We start from the raw sequence: 20,326 nt of genomic DNA on the forward strand, positions 1-20,326 counted from the left end.
GTTTTTGGCCGCGCGCAGATACCCGTTATCGTTGTGCGGTATGCCTCCATCCGGATGACTTCGGATGGTCGCTGAAAACTCTCACTAGGACCCGGAGAGAGCAATGCCTCCCAAGAAGAAGAAGGTCACGGGGCTTATCAAGCTCCAGATCCAGGCCGGTGCGGCCAACCCGGCTCCGCCGGTCGGCCCCGCCCTGGGTCAGCACGGCGTCAACATCATGGAGTTCTGCAAGGCCTACAACGCCGCGACCGAGTCGCAGCGTGGCATGGTCGTGCCGGTGGAGATCACGGTCTACGAGGACCGCTCCTTCACCTTCATCACCAAGACTCCGCCGGCCGCCAAGCTGATCCTCAAGGCCGCGGGTGTGGACAAGGGCTCCGGCGAGCCGCACAAGACCAAGGTCGCCAAGCTCACGAGCGCCCAGGTCCGCGAGATCGCCTCGGTCAAGCTGCCCGACCTGAACGCCAACGACCTGGACGCCGCCGAGAAGATCATCGCCGGCACCGCCCGCTCCATGGGCATCACGGTCGAGGGCTGAGCAGCCCCCGTACGACCTGTGGGAGGGCCACGCGCTGGCCCGGACCACGACTCCACACCTGAACCACACCAGGAGAAGCAGTGAAGCGCAGCAAGGCACTCCGCGGCGCGGACGCCAAGGTCGACCGGGAGCGTAACTACGCCCCCCTCGAGGCCGTCCGTCTCGCCAAGGACACCGCCGCCACCAAGTTCGACGGCACCGTCGAGGTCGCCTTCCGCCTGGGCGTTGACCCGCGCAAGGCCGACCAGATGGTCCGTGGCACCGTGAACCTTCCGCACGGCACCGGTAAGACCGCCCGGGTCCTGGTCTTCGCGACCGGTGACCGTGCTGCGGCCGCGGAAGCCGCGGGCGCCGACATCGTCGGCTCCGACGAACTGATCGACGAGATCTCCAAGGGCAACCGCCTGAACGAGTTCGACGCGGTCGTCGCCACTCCGGACCTCATGGGCAAGGTCGGCCGCCTCGGCCGCGTCCTCGGCCCGCGTGGTCTGATGCCGAACCCGAAGACCGGCACCGTCACCATGGATGTCGCGAAGGCCGTCAACGAGATCAAGGGCGGCAAGATCGAGTTCCGCGTCGACAAGCACTCGAACCTCCACTTCATCATCGGCAAGGTTTCCTTCGACGAGACGAAGCTGGTCGAGAACTACGCGGCGGCGCTGGAGGAGATCCTCCGTCTGAAGCCGTCCGCCGCGAAGGGCCGCTACATCAAGAAGGCGACCCTCAGCACCACGATGGGCCCCGGCATCCCGCTGGACGCCAACCGCACCCGCAACCTCCTCGTCGAGGAGGACCCGGCCGCCGTCTGAATCTGACGGCAGTCGCGGGTCTCGCGCACTGAAACCGGCCCCCGCAGCTCTCCGGAGCGGCGGGGGCCGGTTCTCATTTCCGGCGACGTTGTCAGAGGGCTGCGTTACTGTCGTTTTCGTATGCACAGGGAGAACACAGGGGTGGGGTACACACGTATGTCCGTACGGAAGCGCGCGGGAATCACTCTGGTCGCGGCGACGGTCCTCGTCGGCGCCGTCGGCTGTCAGGGCGGGGACAAGGGGGACAAGAAGGCGACGGGGGAGCCCGAGCTGCAGTCCCGGGACGCCGTGACCAAGGTCGTCCAGGCGGCGTACAAGAAGACGGCCGAGGCCAAGACCGCCAAGGTCCACATGACGGTGACGATGTCCGGGGCGGCCGGGGCCGGCGGCATGGGCAACATGGAGATGTCGGGCGTCATGGGGTGGGAACCCACGCTCATGGACATGACCATGAAGATGCCCAAGGAGATGGCGGGCGCCGGAGCGGGCTCCGAAATGCCCGAGCAGATCCGTATGAAGTGGCTCGACAACGCCATGTACATGGACATGGGTGCCAAGGCCGCCAAGGAGATGGACGGCAAGCGCTGGATGAAGATGGACCTCGGCGCGATTGCCAAGGCCTCCGGCAGTAAGGAACTCCAGAAGCAGATGACGGGCGGCCTGGAGGACATGAACCAGTCCCCGGCCAAGCAGCTCGCCCTCCTCCTGGACTCGCCCAACCTCAAGCACGTCGGCTCCGAGAAGATCGACGGTGCCGATGCCCAGCACTACAAGGGCACGCTGTCCGTCAAGGACGTGGTCACGTCCAACAAGTCGCTCGGCGTGCTCAGCGAGCAGGAGCGCAAGGATCTGGTCGCCCAGATCGAGAAGTCGGGCGTCAAGGGATACGACACCGAGTTCTGGGTCAACGAGGACGGCTTCCCGGTGAAGATGGACCTCGGCATGACGATGCCGCAGGGCACGGTGCAGATCACCGCCACGTACTCCGACTACGGGATCAAGGCCGCCGTGGTGGCGCCGCCGGCCGGGGAGACGTTCGACTTCATGAAGATGATGGAGGAGTTCGGCGCCGCCGGGGCGGATGCCGGCACCGGCGCGGACACCGACGGCACCGAGGGCGGCCTCTGACCCCCGGCGCTCACCCCGAGAGTCCCGGCCGCGTATGCGGCGCGGCGCCTCGGGGCCGGGCGCCCGGGCGGTCCCGGCCGCGGTCTGTGCCTTCGGCAGCCGGGAGGGGAGCGGCCCGCGCGGCGGATACCGCGCCGGCCATGACCACGCCGCGGCCGGCAGGCCGGTGCGCCGCTGACGGTCGGACGACCCGGCGAGGTGCGCCCGCCTCCGACGAGCGTCGGCCCCGGCGCCCCGGCGCCCCGGGCCCGGCCCCGCGGTCGGGGTGGGGCGATGGGCTGGGCGGTGGACCGTACGGCCCGGGCCGGAGGCCGGTCGGAGCGGGCTGGGCCGGCCGTCCGGACCGGTGCGCTTCCGGGCCCGCCCGCCGGGACGGCCGTGCGGCGACGGATCACCCGAGTGGGCCGATTTGCTTGACGTCGGGGCGGTCCCGTACTCTTCCACAGAAGCCAAAGACCGCTGGTCGTTGCCGCGCTCGTCAGAGTGTGGCGGCCGAAGGATCCGCTAGCTGCGGACGACCCGCGCAGGTGACTGTGGATGTACTCCCGAGTGCCGCTCTTCAATGAGCGCAGTCGGTTGAGTCACGCCCCGTGCGCCTGCGCCGGGGCGTTTCGTTTTGCCCAGTCTCCTTCCTTCAGCCCACGCGGTCCGAATCACCCGGAAGGAGGCCGAGGCTCATGGCGAGGCCCGACAAGTCTGCTGCGGTTGCCGAGCTGACGGACAAGTTCCGCAGCTCGAACGCCGCCGTGCTGACCGAGTACCGCGGTCTCACCGTGGCACAGCTCAAGCAGCTGCGCCGTTCGCTCGGTGAGAACGCCCAGTACGCCGTGGTGAAGAACACGCTGACCAAGATTGCGGCCAACGAGGCCGGGATCACGACGCTGGACGACCAGTTCGCTGGTCCGACGGCTGTCGCCTTCATCACCGGTGACCCGGTGGAGTCGGCGAAGGGTCTTCGTGACTTCGCCAAGGAGAACCCCAACCTGATCATCAAGGGCGGTGTCCTTGATGGCAAGGCACTCTCCGCCGATGAGATCAAGAAGCTTGCGGACCTCGAGTCCCGCGAGGTTCTGCTCGCCAAGCTGGCGGGCGCCATGAAGGGCAAGCAGTCCCAGACTGCCGCGCTCTTCCAGGCGCTTCCCTCGAAGTTCGTCCGCACCGCGGAGGCGCTTCGTGCCAAGCAGGCCGAGCAGGGCGGTGCCGAGTAATTCGGCTCGCGCATTGATCGTGGCCCCCTAGGGGCGACGGTCGCAGCGGGCCCAACGTACGCCCGCCTCACATGTACACCCGGCACCCGCCGATTTAGTGGAAGGACCGCCATCATGGCGAAGCTGTCTCAGGAAGACCTGCTCGCGCAGTTCGAGGAGATGACCCTCATCGAGCTCTCCGAGTTCGTGAAGGCGTTCGAGGAGAAGTTCGACGTCACCGCCGCCGCCCCGGTCGCCGTTGCCGCCGCTGGTGGCGCCGGTGCCGCTGCCGCCGAGGCCGTCGAGGAGAAGGACGAGTTCGACGTCATCCTCACCGGCGCCGGCGACAAGAAGATCCAGGTCATCAAGGTCGTGCGTGAGCTGACCTCCCTGGGCCTGAAGGAGGCCAAGGACCTCGTCGACGGCACCCCGAAGCCGGTCCTCGAGAAGGTCGCCAAGGACGCCGCGGAGAAGGCTGCCGAGTCCCTCAAGGCTGCCGGCGCCTCCGTCGAGGTCAAGTAACACCTCGCGAGTCTCCTGACTCGCTCAGCGCCCCTCACAGGGCGTTTCGAAGGGCGATCACCCATCCGGGTGGTCGCCCTTCGGCGTTGCCGGGACGCCTGCCTTGCGCCGGGCCGAGCGCGGAGTATGGTGATCTTCGCCGTGCGTCCCTCACGGCCCCACCCGGCTGGGGGCCTTGACGAACCGCACGCCGCGCGCAATTCTCAGGACGCGCCGTCACAACGATCCGGATCCGAGGCATGGATCGACGGCCGAACGGGCAGTATCGATGTGCGCCAACGGCGCGAGGTGCCGCGGAGTTGAGAACAACGAGGGTCGCGATTTACTCGCCCTGGACATCAGTGGGCCAAGTGGCTACACTGACCCTTTGCGCTGCCTGTTAGCTGCCCCCTGCCCGTCACCAGGGGCATCCCCTCGCAAGAGCACAGTTGACCGAGTCTCCTGACCTGGCCTTTTGGCTGAAATCAGGGAGTCTGTCTCCGTGTCCGGCGAGGGACCGGTACGCGCGTAGTGAGTCCGAGCCCTCGGAAGGACCCCCTCTTGGCCGCCTCGCGCAACGCCTCGACCGCGAATACGAACAACGGCGCAAGCACCGCCCCGCTGCGCATCTCCTTTGCAAAGATCAAGGAGCCCCTCGAGGTTCCGAACCTCCTCGCGCTGCAGACCGAGAGCTTTGACTGGCTGCTCGGCAACGCCGCGTGGAAGGCTCGTGTCGAGGCGGCTCTGGAGTCCGGACAGGACGTCCCCACCAAGTCCGGTCTGGAAGAGATCTTCGAGGAGATCTCGCCGATCGAGGACTTTTCCGGGTCGATGTCGCTGACTTTCCGCGACCACCGCTTCGAGCCCCCGAAGAACTCGATCGACGAGTGCAAGGAGCGCGACTTCACGTACGCCGCGCCGCTCTTCGTCACGGCCGAGTTCACCAACAACGAGACCGGCGAGATCAAGTCCCAGACGGTCTTCATGGGCGACTTCCCGCTCATGACCAACAAGGGCACCTTCGTCATCAACGGCACCGAGCGTGTCGTGGTGTCGCAGCTCGTCCGCTCGCCGGGTGTCTACTTCGACTCCTCCATCGACAAGACGTCCGACAAGGACATCTTCTCCGCCAAGATCATCCCGTCCCGGGGTGCCTGGCTGGAGATGGAGATCGACAAGCGCGACATGGTCGGTGTCCGCATCGACCGCAAGCGCAAGCAGTCCGTGACCGTCCTCCTCAAGGCTCTCGGCTGGACCACCGAGCAGATCCTCCAGGAGTTCGGCGAGTACGAGTCCATGCGCGCCACCCTGGAGAAGGACCACACCCAGGGCCAGGACGACGCGCTGCTCGACATCTACCGCAAGCTGCGCCCGGGCGAGCCGCCGACGCGCGAGGCCGCTCAGACGCTGCTCGAGAACCTCTACTTCAACCCCAAGCGCTACGACCTCGCCAAGGTCGGCCGCTACAAGGTGAACAAGAAGCTCGGCGCCGACGAGCCGCTGGACGCCGGTGTGCTCACCACCGACGACATCATCGCCACCATCAAGTACCTGGTGAAGCTCCACGCGGGCGAGACCGAGACGGTGGGCGAGAACGGCACGCAGATCGTCGTCGAGACCGACGACATCGACCACTTCGGCAACCGCCGTCTGCGCAACGTGGGCGAGCTCATCCAGAACCAGGTCCGTACGGGTCTGGCGAGGATGGAGCGCGTCGTGCGTGAGCGCATGACGACCCAGGACGTCGAGGCGATCACGCCGCAGACCCTGATCAACATCCGGCCGGTCGTCGCCTCCATCAAGGAGTTCTTCGGCACCAGCCAGCTGTCGCAGTTCATGGACCAGAACAACCCGCTCTCTGGTCTGACGCACAAGCGCCGCCTGTCGGCGCTCGGCCCCGGTGGTCTGTCCCGTGAGCGGGCCGGCTTCGAGGTCCGAGACGTGCACCCGTCTCACTACGGCCGTATGTGCCCGATCGAGACCCCCGAAGGCCCGAACATCGGTCTGATCGGTTCGCTCGCCTCGTACGGACGCGTCAACGCGTTCGGTTTCGTCGAGACGCCGTACCGCAAGGTCGTCGAGGGCCAGGTCACCGACGAGGTCGACTACCTGACCGCCGACGAAGAGGACCGCTTCGTCATCGCCCAGGCCAACGCGCCGCTGACCGACGAGCTCCGGTTCGCCGAGGCCCGCGTGCTGGTCCGCCGCCGTGGCGGCGAGGTCGACTACGTCGCGCCCGACGACGTGGACTACATGGACGTCTCGCCGCGCCAGATGGTGTCGGTCGCGACCGCCATGATCCCGTTCCTCGAGCACGACGACGCCAACCGTGCCCTCATGGGCGCGAACATGATGCGCCAGGCCGTTCCGCTCATCAAGGCGGAGGCGCCGCTGGTCGGCACCGGCATGGAGTACCGCTGTGCCACCGACGCCGGCGACGTCATCAAGGCCGAGAAGGACGGTGTGATCCAGGAGGTCTCGGCCGACTACGTCACCGTCGCCAACGACGACGGCACGTACACCACGTACCGCGTCGCCAAGTTCTCCCGCTCCAACCAGGGCACCTCGGTCAACCAGAAGGTCGTCGTCTCCGAGGGCGACCGCGTGATCGAGGGCCAGGTCCTCGCCGACGGCCCCGCCACCGAGAACGGTGAGATGGCGCTCGGCAAGAACCTGCTGGTCGCGTTCATGCCGTGGGAGGGTCACAACTACGAGGACGCGATCATCCTGTCGCAGCGCCTCGTGCAGGACGACGTCCTCTCCTCGATCCACATCGAGGAGCACGAGGTCGACGCCCGTGACACCAAGCTCGGCCCGGAGGAGATCACCCGGGACATCCCGAACGTCTCCGAGGAGGTCCTCGCCGACCTCGACGAGCGCGGCATCATCCGTATCGGTGCCGAGGTCGTCGCCGGCGACATCCTGGTCGGCAAGGTCACGCCGAAGGGTGAGACCGAGCTGACCCCGGAGGAGCGCCTGCTCCGCGCGATCTTCGGTGAGAAGGCCCGTGAGGTCCGTGACACCTCGCTGAAGGTGCCGCACGGCGAGACCGGCAAGGTCATCGGCGTCCGCGTCTTCGACCGCGAGGAGGGCGACGAGCTTCCCCCCGGTGTGAACCAGCTGGTGCGCGTGTACGTCGCGCAGAAGCGCAAGATCACCGACGGTGACAAGCTCGCCGGCCGTCACGGCAACAAGGGCGTCATCTCCAAGATCCTGCCGATCGAGGACATGCCGTTCCTGGAGGACGGCACCCCGGTCGACATCATCCTCAACCCGCTGGGTGTCCCGTCCCGAATGAACCCGGGACAGGTCCTGGAGATCCACCTCGGCTGGCTCGCCAGCCGCGGCTGGGACGTCTCCGGCCTCGCGGACGAGTGGGCGCAGCGCCTCCAGGCCATCGGCGCCGACAAGGTGGAGCCCGGTACCAACGTCGCCACCCCCGTCTTCGACGGTGCGCGTGAGGACGAGCTGGCCGGTCTGCTCCAGCACACCATCCCGAACCGCGACGGGGACCGGATGGTCCTCCCGACCGGTAAGGCGCGCCTGTTCGACGGCCGCTCCGGCGAGCCGTTCCCGGACCCGATCTCGGTCGGGTACATGTACATCCTCAAGCTCCACCACCTGGTCGACGACAAGCTGCACGCGCGTTCGACCGGCCCGTACTCGATGATCACCCAGCAGCCGCTGGGTGGTAAGGCTCAGTTCGGTGGCCAGCGCTTCGGTGAGATGGAGGTGTGGGCGCTGGAGGCTTACGGCGCCGCGTACGCCCTCCAGGAGCTCCTGACCATCAAGTCCGACGACGTCACCGGCCGCGTGAAGGTCTACGAGGCCATCGTCAAGGGCGAGAACATCCCCGAGCCCGGCATCCCCGAGTCCTTCAAGGTGCTCATCAAGGAGATGCAGTCCCTGTGCCTCAACGTGGAGGTGCTGTCCTCGGACGGCATGTCCATCGAGATGCGCGACACCGACGAGGACGTCTTCCGCGCTGCGGAGGAGCTCGGTATCGACCTGTCCCGGCGCGAGCCGAGCAGCGTCGAAGAGGTCTGACGGGTCTGGTCGGGGCCTCCTCGTGAGGCCCCGGCCCTGCCCCGGACCCGTACAGACCATGATTGAGACTCAAACCCTGAGAGGGATTGACGCATAGTGCTCGACGTCAACTTCTTCGACGAGCTGCGGATCGGCCTGGCCACCGCGGACGACATCCGTCAGTGGTCCCACGGCGAGGTCAAGAAGCCGGAGACCATCAACTACCGCACCCTGAAGCCCGAAAAGGACGGACTCTTCTGCGAGAAGATCTTCGGTCCGACCCGGGACTGGGAGTGCTACTGCGGCAAGTACAAGCGTGTCCGCTTCAAGGGCATCATCTGTGAGCGGTGTGGCGTCGAGGTCACCCGCGCCAAGGTGCGCCGTGAGCGGATGGGCCACATCGAGCTGGCCGCTCCCGTTACCCACATCTGGTACTTCAAGGGCGTCCCGTCCCGCCTGGGCTACCTGCTGGACCTCGCCCCGAAGGACCTGGAGAAGGTCATCTACTTCGCGGCGTACATGATCACGTACGTCGACGAGGAGCGCCGCACGCGCGACCTGCCCTCGCTGGAGGCCCACGTCTCCGTCGAGCGCCAGCAGATCGAGAACCGCCGCGACGCCGACCTCGAGGCCCGTGCCAAGAAGCTCGAGACCGACCTGGCCGAGCTGGAGGCCGAGGGCGCCAAGGCCGACGTGCGCCGCAAGGTGCGCGAGGGCGCCGAGCGCGAGATGAAGCAGCTGCGCGACCGCGCCCAGCGCGAGATCGACCGTCTCGACGAGGTGTGGAACCGCTTCAAGAACCTCAAGGTCCAGGACCTCGAGGGCGACGAGCTGCTCTACCGCGAGCTGCGCGACCGCTTCGGCACCTACTTCGACGGTTCGATGGGTGCCGCGGCGCTGCAGAAGCGCCTGGAGTCCTTCGACCTCGACGAGGAGGCCGAGAAGCTCCGCGAGATCATCCGTACGGGCAAGGGCCAGAAGAAGACCCGTGCGCTGAAGCGGCTGAAGGTCGTGTCCGCGTTCCTGCAGACCTCCAACAGCCCCAAGGGCATGGTGCTGGACTGCGTCCCGGTCATCCCGCCGGACCTGCGTCCGATGGTGCAGCTGGACGGTGGCCGCTTCGCGACCTCCGACCTGAACGACCTGTACCGCCGCGTCATCAACCGCAACAACCGCCTCAAGCGTCTCCTTGACCTCGGTGCCCCCGAGATCATCGTGAACAACGAGAAGCGGATGCTCCAGGAGGCCGTCGACGCGCTGTTCGACAACGGCCGCCGCGGTCGCCCGGTCACCGGTCCCGGTAACCGCCCGCTGAAGTCCCTCAGCGACATGCTGAAGGGTAAGCAGGGTCGCTTCCGTCAGAACCTGCTCGGTAAGCGAGTCGACTACTCGGCGCGTTCCGTCATCGTCGTCGGCCCGCAGCTGAAGCTGCACCAGTGCGGTCTGCCCAAGGCCATGGCGCTGGAGCTCTTCAAGCCGTTCGTGATGAAGCGCCTGGTCGACCTGAACCACGCGCAGAACATCAAGTCGGCCAAGCGCATGGTCGAGCGCGGCCGCACCGTGGTGTACGACGTCCTCGAAGAGGTCATCGCCGAGCACCCGGTGCTGCTGAACCGTGCGCCCACGCTGCACCGCCTCGGCATCCAGGCCTTCGAGCCGCAGCTGGTCGAGGGCAAGGCCATCCAGATCCACCCGCTCGTCTGCACCGCGTTCAACGCGGACTTCGACGGTGACCAGATGGCCGTGCACCTGCCGCTGTCCGCGGAGGCGCAGGCCGAGGCCCGCATCCTGATGCTGTCCTCGAACAACATCCTCAAGCCGGCCGACGGCCGTCCCGTCACCATGCCGACCCAGGACATGGTGCTGGGCCTCTTCTTCCTCACCACGGACGAGGAGGAGCGCGAGGTCAAGGGTGAGGGCCGCGCCTTCAACTCCACCGCCGAAGCGATCATGGCTTTCGACATGGGCGAGCTCTCGCTCCAGGCGAAGGTCGACATCCGCTTCCCGATCGGCACCGTCCCGCCGCGTGGCTGGACTCCGCCGGTGGCGGAGGAGGGTGAGCCGGAGTGGCAGCAGGGTGACTCGTTCCGTCTGCGGACGACCCTGGGCCGTGCGCTCTTCAACGAGCTGCTGCCCGAGGACTACCCGTTCGTCGACTACTCGGTCGGCAAGAAGCAGCTCTCCGAGATCGTCAACGACCTCGCCGAGCGCTACCCCAAGGTCATCGTGGCGGCGACGCTCGACAACCTGAAGGCGGCCGGCTTCTACTGGGCGACCCGTTCCGGTGTCACCGTCGCCATCTCCGACGTCGTCGTTCCCGAGGCGAAGAAGGAGATCGTCAAGTCGTACGAGGCTCTGGACGAGAAGGTCCAGAAGCAGTACGAGCGCGGTCTGATCACCAAGGACGAGCGCACGCAGGAGCTCATCGCGATCTGGACCAAGGCGACCAACGAGGTTGCCGAGGCGATGAACGACAACTTCCCGAAGACCAACCCGATCTTCATGATGGTGAACTCGGGTGCACGAGGCAACATGATGCAGATGCGTCAGATTGCCGGTATGCGTGGTCTGGTGTCGAACGCGAAGAACGAGACGATCCCGCGTCCGATCAAGGCGTCGTTCCGTGAGGGTCTGTCCGTGCTGGAGTACTTCATCTCCACGCACGGTGCCCGTAAGGGTCTCGCGGACACCGCTCTGCGTACCGCCGACTCGGGTTACCTGACCCGTCGTCTGGTGGACGTCTCGCAGGACGTGATCATCCGCGAGGAGGACTGCGGCACCGAGCGCGGTCTGAAGCTGCGGATCGCCGAGCGCGGTGCCGACGGTGTGCTGCGCAAGGCGGACGACGTCGAGACGTCCGTGTACGCGCGGATGCTCGCCGAGGACGTCGTCGTGGACGGCAAGGTCATCGCGCCGGCCAACGTGGACCTGGGCGACGTGCTCATCGACGCCCTGGTCAACGCGGGTGTCGAGGAGGTCAAGACCCGCTCGGTCCTGACCTGCGAGTCCGCGGTCGGCACCTGTGCCTTCTGCTACGGCCGCTCGCTCGCCACCGGCAAGCTGGTCGACATCGGTGAGGCGGTCGGCATCATCGCCGCCCAGTCCATCGGTGAGCCCGGTACGCAGCTGACGATGCGTACCTTCCACACCGGTGGTGTGGCCGGTGACGACATCACCCAGGGTCTGCCCCGTGTCGTCGAGCTCTTCGAGGCTCGTACGCCGAAGGGTGTCGCCCCGATCTCCGAGGCCTCCGGCCGCGTGCGGATCGAGGAGACCGAGAAGACGAAGAAGATCGTCGTCACCCCGGACGACGGCAGCGACGAGACGGCCTACCCGATCTCGAAGCGCGCCAAGGTCCTGGTGCACGAGGGCGACCACGTCGAGGTGGGCCAGAAGCTCACCGCGGGTGCCACCAACCCGCACGACGTGCTGCGCATCCTCGGCCAGCGTGCCGTCCAGGTCCACCTGGTCGGCGAGGTCCAGAAGGTCTACAACTCGCAGGGCGTGTCGATCCACGACAAGCACATCGAGATCATCATCCGGCAGATGCTGCGCCGTGTGACGATCATCGAGTCCGGCGACGCGGAGCTCCTGCCGGGCGAGCTGGTCGAGCGGTCGAAGTTCGAGTCGGAGAACCGTCGTGTGGTCACCGAGGGCGGTCACCCCGCCTCCGGCCGTCCGCAGCTGATGGGTATCACCAAGGCGTCGCTGGCGACGGAGTCGTGGCTGTCCGCGGCCTCCTTCCAGGAGACGACCAGGGTCCTGACGGACGCGGCGATCAACGCCAAGTCCGACTCCCTGATCGGCCTCAAGGAGAACGTCATCATCGGTAAGCTCATCCCGGCCGGTACGGGTCTGTCCCGCTACCGCAACATCCGGGTCGAGCCGACCGAGGAGGCCAAGGCCGCGATGTACTCGGCCGTCGGCTACGACGACATCGACTACTCGCCGTTCGGCACCGGCTCCGGCCAGGCCGTTCCGCTGGAGGACTACGACTACGGTCCGTACAACCAGTAAGCGAGTCGCTTGATCGACCGAAGGGCGGTCACCCCGTTTCGTACGGGGTGACCGCCCTTCGGCGTGTCCTGGCGCTGGGGATGCAGGTACGGCTGGAGGTGGTGCAGCCGGTGCAGTGGTCCGGGTGCGAGGCGAGCAGCTTGCTCAGCGGGCTCTCCTGCGGCGGCGGCCGGCCGTGGTACGCCGCGACGGCCGCGGCCTGCGCCTGCTGGTGCTGCTCCGCCCGGTGCAGCTCGTCGAGGACGGCGGCCGGCATGGGCGCGAAGCCGAGCGCCGCCGCGTGCTGATCGGCCCGCAGCTCGGCACGCCGTCCGACGGAGGCGAGGGCGTACGGCACGGCGAGGGTGACGTCGGCCGACGTCCACTGGTGCTTGCGGGCGGCGATGCGGCTGTTCTCGGTCAGCGCCGCGAGGAGCGGCACCGGCGCGCTCGGTTTCGGCGAGCGCCTCCGCCAGCAGGCCGTGGCGTACGGCCTCCTGGGTGTCACCGAAGTGCGAAAGTGGGCTGGCCCTGCTCCCAGCCGCTCCCGCCGTACCGTGGCACGATGGCCCTCAGCAGCGTCAGCAGGGGCCAGAGCGAGCGCGGAGGCGCCGGCCCACCAGGCGGGCCCCGCCGGGCGCGGACAGTGCGCTGGGGCTCCACCTGCGACCGGCGAGCAGGCCGCTGACCATACCGGCGGTCATACACCGCGGACGGGTGGTGTCAGCCGTCGGGGCGCTCGGCGCGGACGATCCACCGCAGCGCGCCGGGGCGCGTGATCAGCAGCCGCTGCACCATCTCCCGGGAGGCCGCCACCGACCCGGCCGGCTCTGCTTGCTCCGCGGTACGGCGACCTCGATGCCCTCGTCCGTACGCCGGCCGTGCATCCGCGCCGGGTCCATCCGCCGCGCGCGTGCGGTCGGAGGTCAGCCCCAGCAGGGCGCACGGGACGGCGGGGGAACGATGTCGCCCGGGCCGCGCAGGGCGAGGAGCGCCTCGTATCCGTTGGCGGCGGACGCGGTGACCTTGGACCAGCCGTGGACGAGGAACAGGGCGTGCGGCGACGGTTCGCGCTGGTGGAGCAGGACCATGCGGGGCGTGAAGCTCAACTCGCGCCCGAGGGCCGGCAGCGCCTGGCGGACGGCCGTCTCCAGCCGTGTGAGAAACGGCACCCGGTGCCTCCGCCGGATGAATGCGCCACCGCCATGGGCCCCCGATTCGTCGAGCGGACGGATCAACGTACTGAAGAAGCGGCCTCGCGGGGACAGAATGCACAGATCGCGCCACGAACGGTCGTATCGGGGATGATCAAATCCGGCGTGTCGCTGCCGTCCGCATTTGTTTTGACCGAAGTCCATGAGGTAGGTACGCTCAGACCTTGTGCCTGGGGTGTGCCTGGGCTCCTGTGTGTGTCCTCAGCCGCACGGCGAGTCGAGCATTGGCCACCGCAATCTGCGCCCTTTTCCGCCAGGCGGCGGGAGATCGCAGTATTCGACACACCCGACCGCGTGGGTCGGCGACGTTCCAGGTTAGCTTTACTACACGGCACACAGAAACCGGAGAAGTAGTGCCTACGATCCAGCAGCTGGTCCGGAAGGGCCGGCAGGACAAGGTCGAGAAGAACAAGACGCCCGCACTCGAGGGTTCCCCTCAGCGCCGCGGCGTCTGCACGCGTGTGTTCACGACCACCCCGAAGAAGCCGAACTCGGCCCTCCGCAAGGTCGCGCGTGTGCGTCTGACCAGCGGGATCGAGGTCACGGCTTACATCCCGGGTGAGGGACACAACCTGCAGGAGCACTCCATCGTGCTCGTGCGTGGTGGCCGTGTGAAGGACCTGCCGGGTGTTCGCTACAAGATCATCCGCGGCTCGCTCGACACCCAGGGTGTCAAGAACCGCAAGCAGGCCCGCAGCCGCTACGGCGCCAAGAAGGAGAAGTAAGAATGCCTCGTAAGGGCCCCGCCCCGAAGCGCCCGGTCATCATCGACCCGGTCTACGGCTCTCCTCTGGTGACCTCGCTCATCAACAAGATCCTGCTGAACGGCAAGCGTTCCACCGCCGAGCGGATCGTCTACGGCGCCATGGAAGGCCTCCGCGAGAAGACCGGCAACGACCCGGTCATCACGCTGAAGCGCGCTCTTGAGAACGTCAAGCCGTCTCTCGAGGTCAAGTCCCGCCGCGTCGGTGGCGCCACCTACCAGGTGCCGATCGAGGTCAAGCCCGGTCGCGCCTCCACGCTCGCGCTGCGCTGGCTCGTGGGTTACTCCCGCGCCCGTCGCGAGAAGACCATGACCGAGCGCCTCATGAACGAGCTCCTCGACGCCTCCAACGGCCTCGGTGCTTCGGTCAAGAAGCGTGAGGACACGCACAAGATGGCCGAGTCCAACAAGGCCTTCGCGCACTACCGCTGGTAGTCGCACCCACATCGAGACCGAGAGAAGACTGAAGCCTTATGGCTACCACTTCGCTTGACCTGGCCAAGGTCCGCAACATCGGGATCATGGCCCACATCGACGCGGGCAAGACGACCACCACCGAGCGGATCCTGTTCTACACCGGTGTCTCCTACAAGATCGGTGAAGTCCACGACGGCGCTGCCACGATGGACTGGATGGAGCAGGAGCAGGAGCGCGGCATCACGATCACGTCTGCCGCGACGACCTGCCACTGGCCGCTGGAAGACGTTGACCACACCATCAACATCATCGACACCCCGGGCCACGTCGACTTCACCGTCGAGGTGGAGCGTTCGCTCCGCGTGCTCGACGGTGCGGTGACGGTGTTCGACGGCGTCGCCGGCGTTGAGCCGCAGTCCGAGACCGTGTGGCGTCAGGCGGACCGCTACGGCGTTCCGCGTATCTGCTTCGTCAACAAGCTCGACCGGACCGGCGCCGAGTTCCACCGCTGTGTCGACATGATCAGCGACCGCCTGGGCGCGCAGCCGATCGTCATGCAGCTCCCGATCGGTGCCGAGGCCGACTTCAAGGGCGTCATCGACCTCGTTCGGATGAAGGCCCTGGTCTGGTCCGCCGAGGCGGCCAAGGGTGAGATGTACGACATCGTCGACATCCCCGACACCCACACCGAGGCTGCCGAGGAGTACCGCGGCAAGCTGCTCGAGGCCGTGGCCGAGAACGACGAAGAGATCATGGAGCTGTACCTGGAGGGCCAGGAGCCGTCCGAGGAGCAGCTGTACGCCGCGATCCGTCGTATCACCATCGCCTCCGGCAAGGGCACCGGCACCACGGTGACCCCGGTGTTCTGCGGCACCGCGTTCAAGAACAAGGGCGTCCAGCCCCTGCTCGACGCGGTCGTGCGCTACCTGCCGTCGCCCGTCGACATCGAGGCCATCGAGGGCCACGACGTCAAGGACGCGGAGACGGTCGTCAAGCGCAAGCCGTCCGACGACGAGCCGCTGTCGGCGCTGGCGTTCAAGATCATGAGCGACCCGCACCTCGGCAAGCTCACCTTCGTCCGGATCTACTCCGGTCGCCTGGAGTCCGGCACCTCGGTGCTGAACTCGGTCAAGGGCAAGAGGGAGCGCATCGGCAAGATCTACCGCATGCACGCGAACAAGCGTGAGGAGATCGAGTCGGTGGGCGCCGGCGACATCATCGCCGTCATGGGTCTGAAGCAGACCACGACCGGTGAGACGCTGTGCGACGAGAAGAACCCGGTGATCCTGGAGTCCATGGACTTCCCGGCGCCGGTCATCGAGGTCGCCATCGAGCCCAAGTCCAAGGGTGACCAGGAGAAGCTGGGTGTCGCCATCCAGCGTCTCGCGGAGGAGGACCCCTCCTTCCAGGTGCACACCAACGAGGAGACCGGCCAGACCGTCATCGGCGGTATGGGTGAGCTTCACCTCGAGGTGCTCGTCGACCGTATGAAGCGTGAGTTCAAGGTCGAGGCCAACGTCGGTAAGCCGCAGGTCGCGTACCGTGAGACGATCCGCAAGGCCGTCGAGCGCGTGGACTACACCCACAAGAAGCAGACCGGTGGTACCGGTCAGTTCGCCAAGGTGCAGATCGCGGTCGAGCCGATCGAGGGCGGCGACGCCTCGTACGAGTTCGTCAACAAGGTCACCGGTGGCCGTATCCCGAAGGAATACATTCCTTCGGTGGACGCCGGCTGCCAGGAGGCCATGCAGTTCGGCATCCTCGCGGGCTACGAGATGACGGGCGTCCGCGTCACGCTTCTCGACGGTGCCTACCACGAGGTCGACTCCTCCGAGCTCGCCTTCAAGATCGCCGGTTCGCAGGCCTTCAAGGAGGCCGCGCGCAAGGCGTCCCCCGTGCTCCTCGAGCCGATGATGGCCGTCGAGGTCACCACGCCCGAGGACTACATGGGTGACGTCATCGGTGACATCAACTCCCGCCGTGGCCAGATCCAGGCCATGGAGGAGCGGGCTGGCGCCCGGGTCGTCAAGGGCCTGGTGCCGCTCTCGGAGATGTTCGGCTACGTCGGCGACCTCCGCAGCAAGACCTCGGGTCGCGCAAGCTACTCGATGCAGTTCGACTCCTACGCCGAGGTTCCGCGGAACGTCGCCGAGGAGATCATCGCGAAGGCCAAGGGCGAGTAACTCTCCCGAGTTCACGCTTTAGGCTTGACACCATCCGCCGGGGCTCGGCCCCGAAACCCGAGGCAGGGTCCCGGCGGGTGGCCACCCAGCAAAGATCACCTGGCGCCGATGAGTAAGGCGTACCAGAACCACTCTCAGGAGGAACCCCGTGGCGAAGGCGAAGTTCGAGCGGACTAAGCCGCACGTCAACATCGGCACCATCGGTCACATCGACCACGGTAAGACGACCCTCACGGCCGCCATTACCAAGGTGCTGCACGACGCGTACCCGGACCTGAACGAGGCCTCGGCCTTCGACCAGATCGACAAGGCTCCTGAGGAGCGCCAGCGCGGTATCACCATCTCCATCGCGCACGTCGAGTACCAGACCGAGTCGCGTCACTACGCCCACGTCGACTGCCCCGGTCACGCGGACTACATCAAGAACATGATCACCGGTGCTGCCCAGATGGACGGCGCCATCCTCGTGGTCGCCGCCACCGACGGCCCGATGCCGCAGACCAAGGAGCACGTGCTCCTGGCCCGCCAGGTCGGCGTTCCGTACATCGTCGTCGCCCTGAACAAGGCCGACATGGTGGACGACGAGGAGATCCTGGAGCTCGTCGAGCTCGAGGTTCGTGAGCTCCTCACCGAGTACGAGTTCCCGGGCGACGACGTTCCGGTCGTCAAGGTCTCGGCGCTCAAGGCGCTCGAGGGCGACAAGGAGTGGGGCGAGTCCGTCCTCAAGCTCATGGCCGCCGTCGACGAGTCGATCCCGCAGCCCGAGCGTGACGTCGACAAGCCGTTCCTGATGCCGATCGAGGACGTCTTCACGATCACCGGTCGCGGTACGGTCGTCACCGGCCGTATCGAGCGTGGTGTCCTCAAGGTCAACGAGACCGTCGACATCATCGGCATCAAGACCGAGAAGACCACCACCACGGTCACCGGCATCGAGATGTTCCGCAAGCTGCTCGACGAGGGCCAGGCCGGTGAGAACGTCGGTCTGCTCCTCCGTGGCATCAAGCGCGAGGACGTCGAGCGCGGCCAGTGCATCATCAAGCCGGGCTCGGTCACCCCGCACACCGAGTTCGAGGCGCAGGCCTACATCCTGTCCAAGGACGAGGGTGGCCGCCACACGCCGTTCTTCAACAACTACCGCCCGCAGTTCTACTTCCGTACCACGGACGTGACCGGCGTCGTGACCCTCCCCGAGGGCACCGAGATGGTCATGCCGGGCGACAACACCACCATGACGGTCTCGCTGATCCAGCCGGTCGCCATGGAGGAGGGCCTGAAGTTCGCCATCCGTGAGGGTGGCCGGACCGTCGGCGCCGGCCAGGTCACCAAGATCACGAAGTAATTCTGATCTGACCTGGTAGCTCGCCGCAGAGCTGCAAGAAGGGCCCCGCACCGAGAGGTGCGGGGCCCTTCGCGTTGTCTCAGCCCTCTGTGCGGGGTTCCGGGGTCCAGGTCCATGGATGGGCGTCCGCGCCCATGCCTATGGCGAGGACGCCGTGCCTTTTGCTCTCGTGGAGGGTGGCCGACTCCAGCGCGACGGCGCCCTGCGTACGGATGGTGACGCGGCCGTCCGGGGTGCGGATCTGGACGCGGCCGCGGAGGTCCTTGCCGAGGAGGACCGGGCCCTGGGGGCCGACGGCCGTGGCGACCGGGCCGTACCCGTCGAGGGTGACCCCGGGAAGAGCGGTGCCGTCGGGGCGTACCGCCGTCAGGTCCTTGCGGGTGGGGGCGCGGTAGTAGAGCGCCAGGCCGCCGTCGTGGGTCGCGGCCACGGCCACCGGGTCCCCGGAGACGGGGAGGGCGGTACCCGCGCGGGAGGTGACCGGACCGCCCGGGGCGTCCTGCGTCCAGTGGTGGACGCTTTCGCGGCCCGCCGCGAACAGGTGGACGCGGCCCGTGCCGTCCAGCGCGGCCGACAGCCCGTCCTGCACCTCGGCCCCGCCCAGGTCTTCCCAGGGCCCCCACGTCCCGTCCGCCTCCCGGACCCGGCCGCTCACGCCCTTGTCCGCGTTGCGTACGAAGAGGTGGACCCGGCCGTCCCGGTCGGCCACCGCCACCGGAACGCCCAGCCGCCGCCCCCGGTCGTCGCCCCGCTCCGGGTTGCCCAGCCCGGTCCAGGCGAGGAACGCCCCGCCCGGCTCCCGCTGCTCCAGCAGCACGATCTCCCGCTTGTTCGGCCCGCCGTGCCCGCCGAGCGCCGCGAACCGGAGCCCGAACAGCAACTGCCGGCCGTCCTCCAGGGTCACCCCGCCGAGCCCGGGCGCCAGCGGCCCGCCGCCCAGGTCGCCCGGCTCGCCCCACTGGCCGCTGCCGGGCTCCGTCTCGCGCCAGCGCACCGCGCGCAGGCCCAGCACTCCGTACACGGCGAGCCGTCCGTCCGGCTCGGTGGCCACGACGGGCCCGGCGCCCGGATAGCGGTAGTGGGTGGCCCGTACCCAGCCCTTCTTGTTGGTGAGCGGGCGGACGCCGCCGACGTTGTAGTCGCCGCAGCCGCCGCTGTTGCCGCACTGCCAGGACGGATCGCCGCCGTAGGGCACGAGGTGCGCGGCCTTCTCCCTGAGGACCGGCTCCGGGAGGTTCTTGGGCCAGTGCCGGTTGTAGTAGCCGCGGAAGGACGTGGTCACGAAGGCGGGCAGGGCACCGCCGTCCTTCGTCGCGTCGGCGACCCACCGGACCATGGCGGCCCAGCTGAAGGACGCGACGGCGGTGTGGTCCGCGTGGTCGGAGTAGCCGCGCTGTTCGGAGTCCTTCTTCCGGGTCTTCTCGTCGCTGTGCTGGATGTCGGGGTCCGGGTCCAGCGTGTGGATCACGGTCGGCTGGTACCGCTCCATGAGCCCGACGAGGACGTCGACGAGGGAGTCGTAGTCGTAGGTGTCGGCCCTGCGTACGGGGGAGTCGTCGGCCACCACGGTCCGCAGGCCCAGAGCCCGGTCCTTCCACAGGCTCGGCAGCGCCATCCAGCGGCGCGGGGCGTGCATGGAGAGGTTGAGGAAGATCAGCTCGACGCGGCGGCTGCCGTGGGTGAGGGTGTTGATCTCGGCACGGCGGTCCCCGCGGAGCGTGATGACGCCCTTCTGCCAGGCGGTGAACTTGTCGAGTCCCAGCATCGTCGCGTAGGCCTGGCGGAGGCCCTGGTGGCGGGCGGAGGAGTAGGCCGCCTTGTCGGCGGGGGTGTCCTTGCGGCCGGGTATGTGGTTCTTGCCGTCGTGTTCGCCGGCGGTGACGTATATGGAGACCAGCGGGACACCGGCGTCCAGCATCCGCTGGCTGTCCGGGTTCATGAAGTACAGGTCGTCGTCCGGGTGGGCCGCGATCTGCATCAGCTGCGCGCGCCGCGAGCTGGTGATCGGGATCCCCGGCGCGGGATCGGCGGTCGGCCCACCGCGGCGCGGCGACGCGGGCACCGAACACCCGGTGACGGCCGCCAGTGCCACGGCCGCGGCGGAGGCGAGCACGCCCCGCCGCCGAAAAACGGCAGGGCGCGGCCCTGCTCCCCGTATGTCGCCCACGTCCTGCTTCCCCCGTTTGCGTAACCCACCGCGTTCTGCGGTCGGTTAGACGGAA

Annotated in this window: 13 protein-coding genes and 1 pseudogene; 11 read left to right on the forward strand and 3 right to left on the reverse strand. The window is 67.6% G+C overall.

Features of this window, described 5'->3' with window-relative positions:
- Nucleotides 1-103: 103 nt before the first annotated feature.
- From rplK to ABT360_RS01645, 7 genes are all read left to right on the forward strand, one after another.
- A complete protein-coding gene (gene rplK, locus ABT360_RS01615) occupies nucleotides 104-538 on the forward strand; it encodes a 50S ribosomal protein L11 (RefSeq protein WP_064069966.1) in 435 nt (144 codons plus the stop codon).
- A gap of 80 nt (nucleotides 539-618) precedes the next feature.
- Complete coding sequence (gene rplA / locus ABT360_RS01620; protein ID WP_336319458.1) at nucleotides 619-1,347, forward strand: 50S ribosomal protein L1; 729 nt, start codon at nucleotides 619-621, stop codon at nucleotides 1,345-1,347.
- Between the two features lie 141 nt (nucleotides 1,348-1,488).
- Nucleotides 1,489-2,475, forward strand: coding sequence for a hypothetical protein (locus ABT360_RS01625; protein WP_351809049.1), 987 nt, complete (start codon nucleotides 1,489-1,491; stop codon nucleotides 2,473-2,475).
- 677 nt (nucleotides 2,476-3,152) lie between these two features.
- The gene (gene rplJ, locus ABT360_RS01630) at nucleotides 3,153-3,683 is read left to right on the forward strand and encodes a 50S ribosomal protein L10 (RefSeq protein ID WP_351809052.1); all 531 of its coding nucleotides are present in this window, start codon (nucleotides 3,153-3,155) and stop codon (nucleotides 3,681-3,683) included.
- A 114-nt stretch (nucleotides 3,684-3,797) separates the two neighbouring features.
- On the forward strand, nucleotides 3,798-4,184 hold the full coding sequence (gene rplL, locus ABT360_RS01635; protein ID WP_351809055.1) for a 50S ribosomal protein L7/L12: 387 nt from the start codon (nucleotides 3,798-3,800) through the stop codon (nucleotides 4,182-4,184).
- 540 nt (nucleotides 4,185-4,724) lie between these two features.
- Nucleotides 4,725-8,210, forward strand: a complete 3,486-nt coding sequence (gene rpoB, locus ABT360_RS01640) for a DNA-directed RNA polymerase subunit beta (protein WP_351809058.1) — start codon at nucleotides 4,725-4,727, stop codon at nucleotides 8,208-8,210.
- Between the two features lie 96 nt (nucleotides 8,211-8,306).
- Nucleotides 8,307-12,206: a DNA-directed RNA polymerase subunit beta' gene (locus tag ABT360_RS01645; RefSeq protein ID WP_351809061.1), complete on the forward strand. Its 3,900-nt coding sequence runs from the start codon at nucleotides 8,307-8,309 to the stop codon at nucleotides 12,204-12,206.
- A 28-nt stretch (nucleotides 12,207-12,234) separates the two neighbouring features.
- Here ABT360_RS01645 and ABT360_RS01650 read toward each other — a convergent pair whose 3' ends face one another.
- Nucleotides 12,235-12,627 (reverse strand): hypothetical protein, encoded by a 393-nt coding sequence (locus ABT360_RS01650; RefSeq protein WP_351809064.1) that lies wholly within the window; start codon nucleotides 12,625-12,627, stop codon nucleotides 12,235-12,237.
- A gap of 281 nt (nucleotides 12,628-12,908) precedes the next feature.
- Nucleotides 12,909-13,375: pseudogene (locus ABT360_RS01655) on the reverse strand (hypothetical protein).
- Nucleotides 13,376-13,752: 377 nt separating this feature from the next.
- Here ABT360_RS01655 and rpsL point away from each other — a divergent pair.
- The 4 genes from rpsL to tuf all read left to right on the forward strand — a co-directional run bounded on the left by rpsL (nucleotide 13,753) and on the right by tuf (nucleotide 18,104).
- Complete coding sequence (gene rpsL / locus ABT360_RS01660) at nucleotides 13,753-14,124, forward strand: 30S ribosomal protein S12 (protein ID WP_003948652.1); 372 nt, start codon at nucleotides 13,753-13,755, stop codon at nucleotides 14,122-14,124.
- A gap of 2 nt (nucleotides 14,125-14,126) precedes the next feature.
- Nucleotides 14,127-14,597 (forward strand): 30S ribosomal protein S7, encoded by a 471-nt coding sequence (gene rpsG, locus ABT360_RS01665; RefSeq protein WP_031076642.1) that lies wholly within the window; start codon nucleotides 14,127-14,129, stop codon nucleotides 14,595-14,597.
- 38 nt (nucleotides 14,598-14,635) lie between these two features.
- Nucleotides 14,636-16,762, forward strand: coding sequence for an elongation factor G (gene fusA / locus ABT360_RS01670; protein ID WP_351809068.1), 2,127 nt, complete (start codon nucleotides 14,636-14,638; stop codon nucleotides 16,760-16,762).
- A 148-nt stretch (nucleotides 16,763-16,910) separates the two neighbouring features.
- Nucleotides 16,911-18,104, forward strand: coding sequence for an elongation factor Tu (gene tuf, locus ABT360_RS01675; protein WP_351809071.1), 1,194 nt, complete (start codon nucleotides 16,911-16,913; stop codon nucleotides 18,102-18,104).
- Nucleotides 18,105-18,183: 79 nt separating this feature from the next.
- On the opposite strand, the gene ABT360_RS01680 is transcribed toward tuf, so the two are convergent.
- Entirely contained in the window at nucleotides 18,184-20,217 is a 2,034-nt protein-coding gene (locus tag ABT360_RS01680) for a PIG-L family deacetylase (RefSeq protein ID WP_351809074.1), read from the reverse strand.
- Nucleotides 20,218-20,326 lie beyond the last annotated feature (109 nt).

It is taken from the genome of Streptomyces sp. NPDC000229 (genome assembly GCF_040300825.1).
GTDB lineage: Bacteria > Actinomycetota > Actinomycetes > Streptomycetales > Streptomycetaceae > Streptomyces.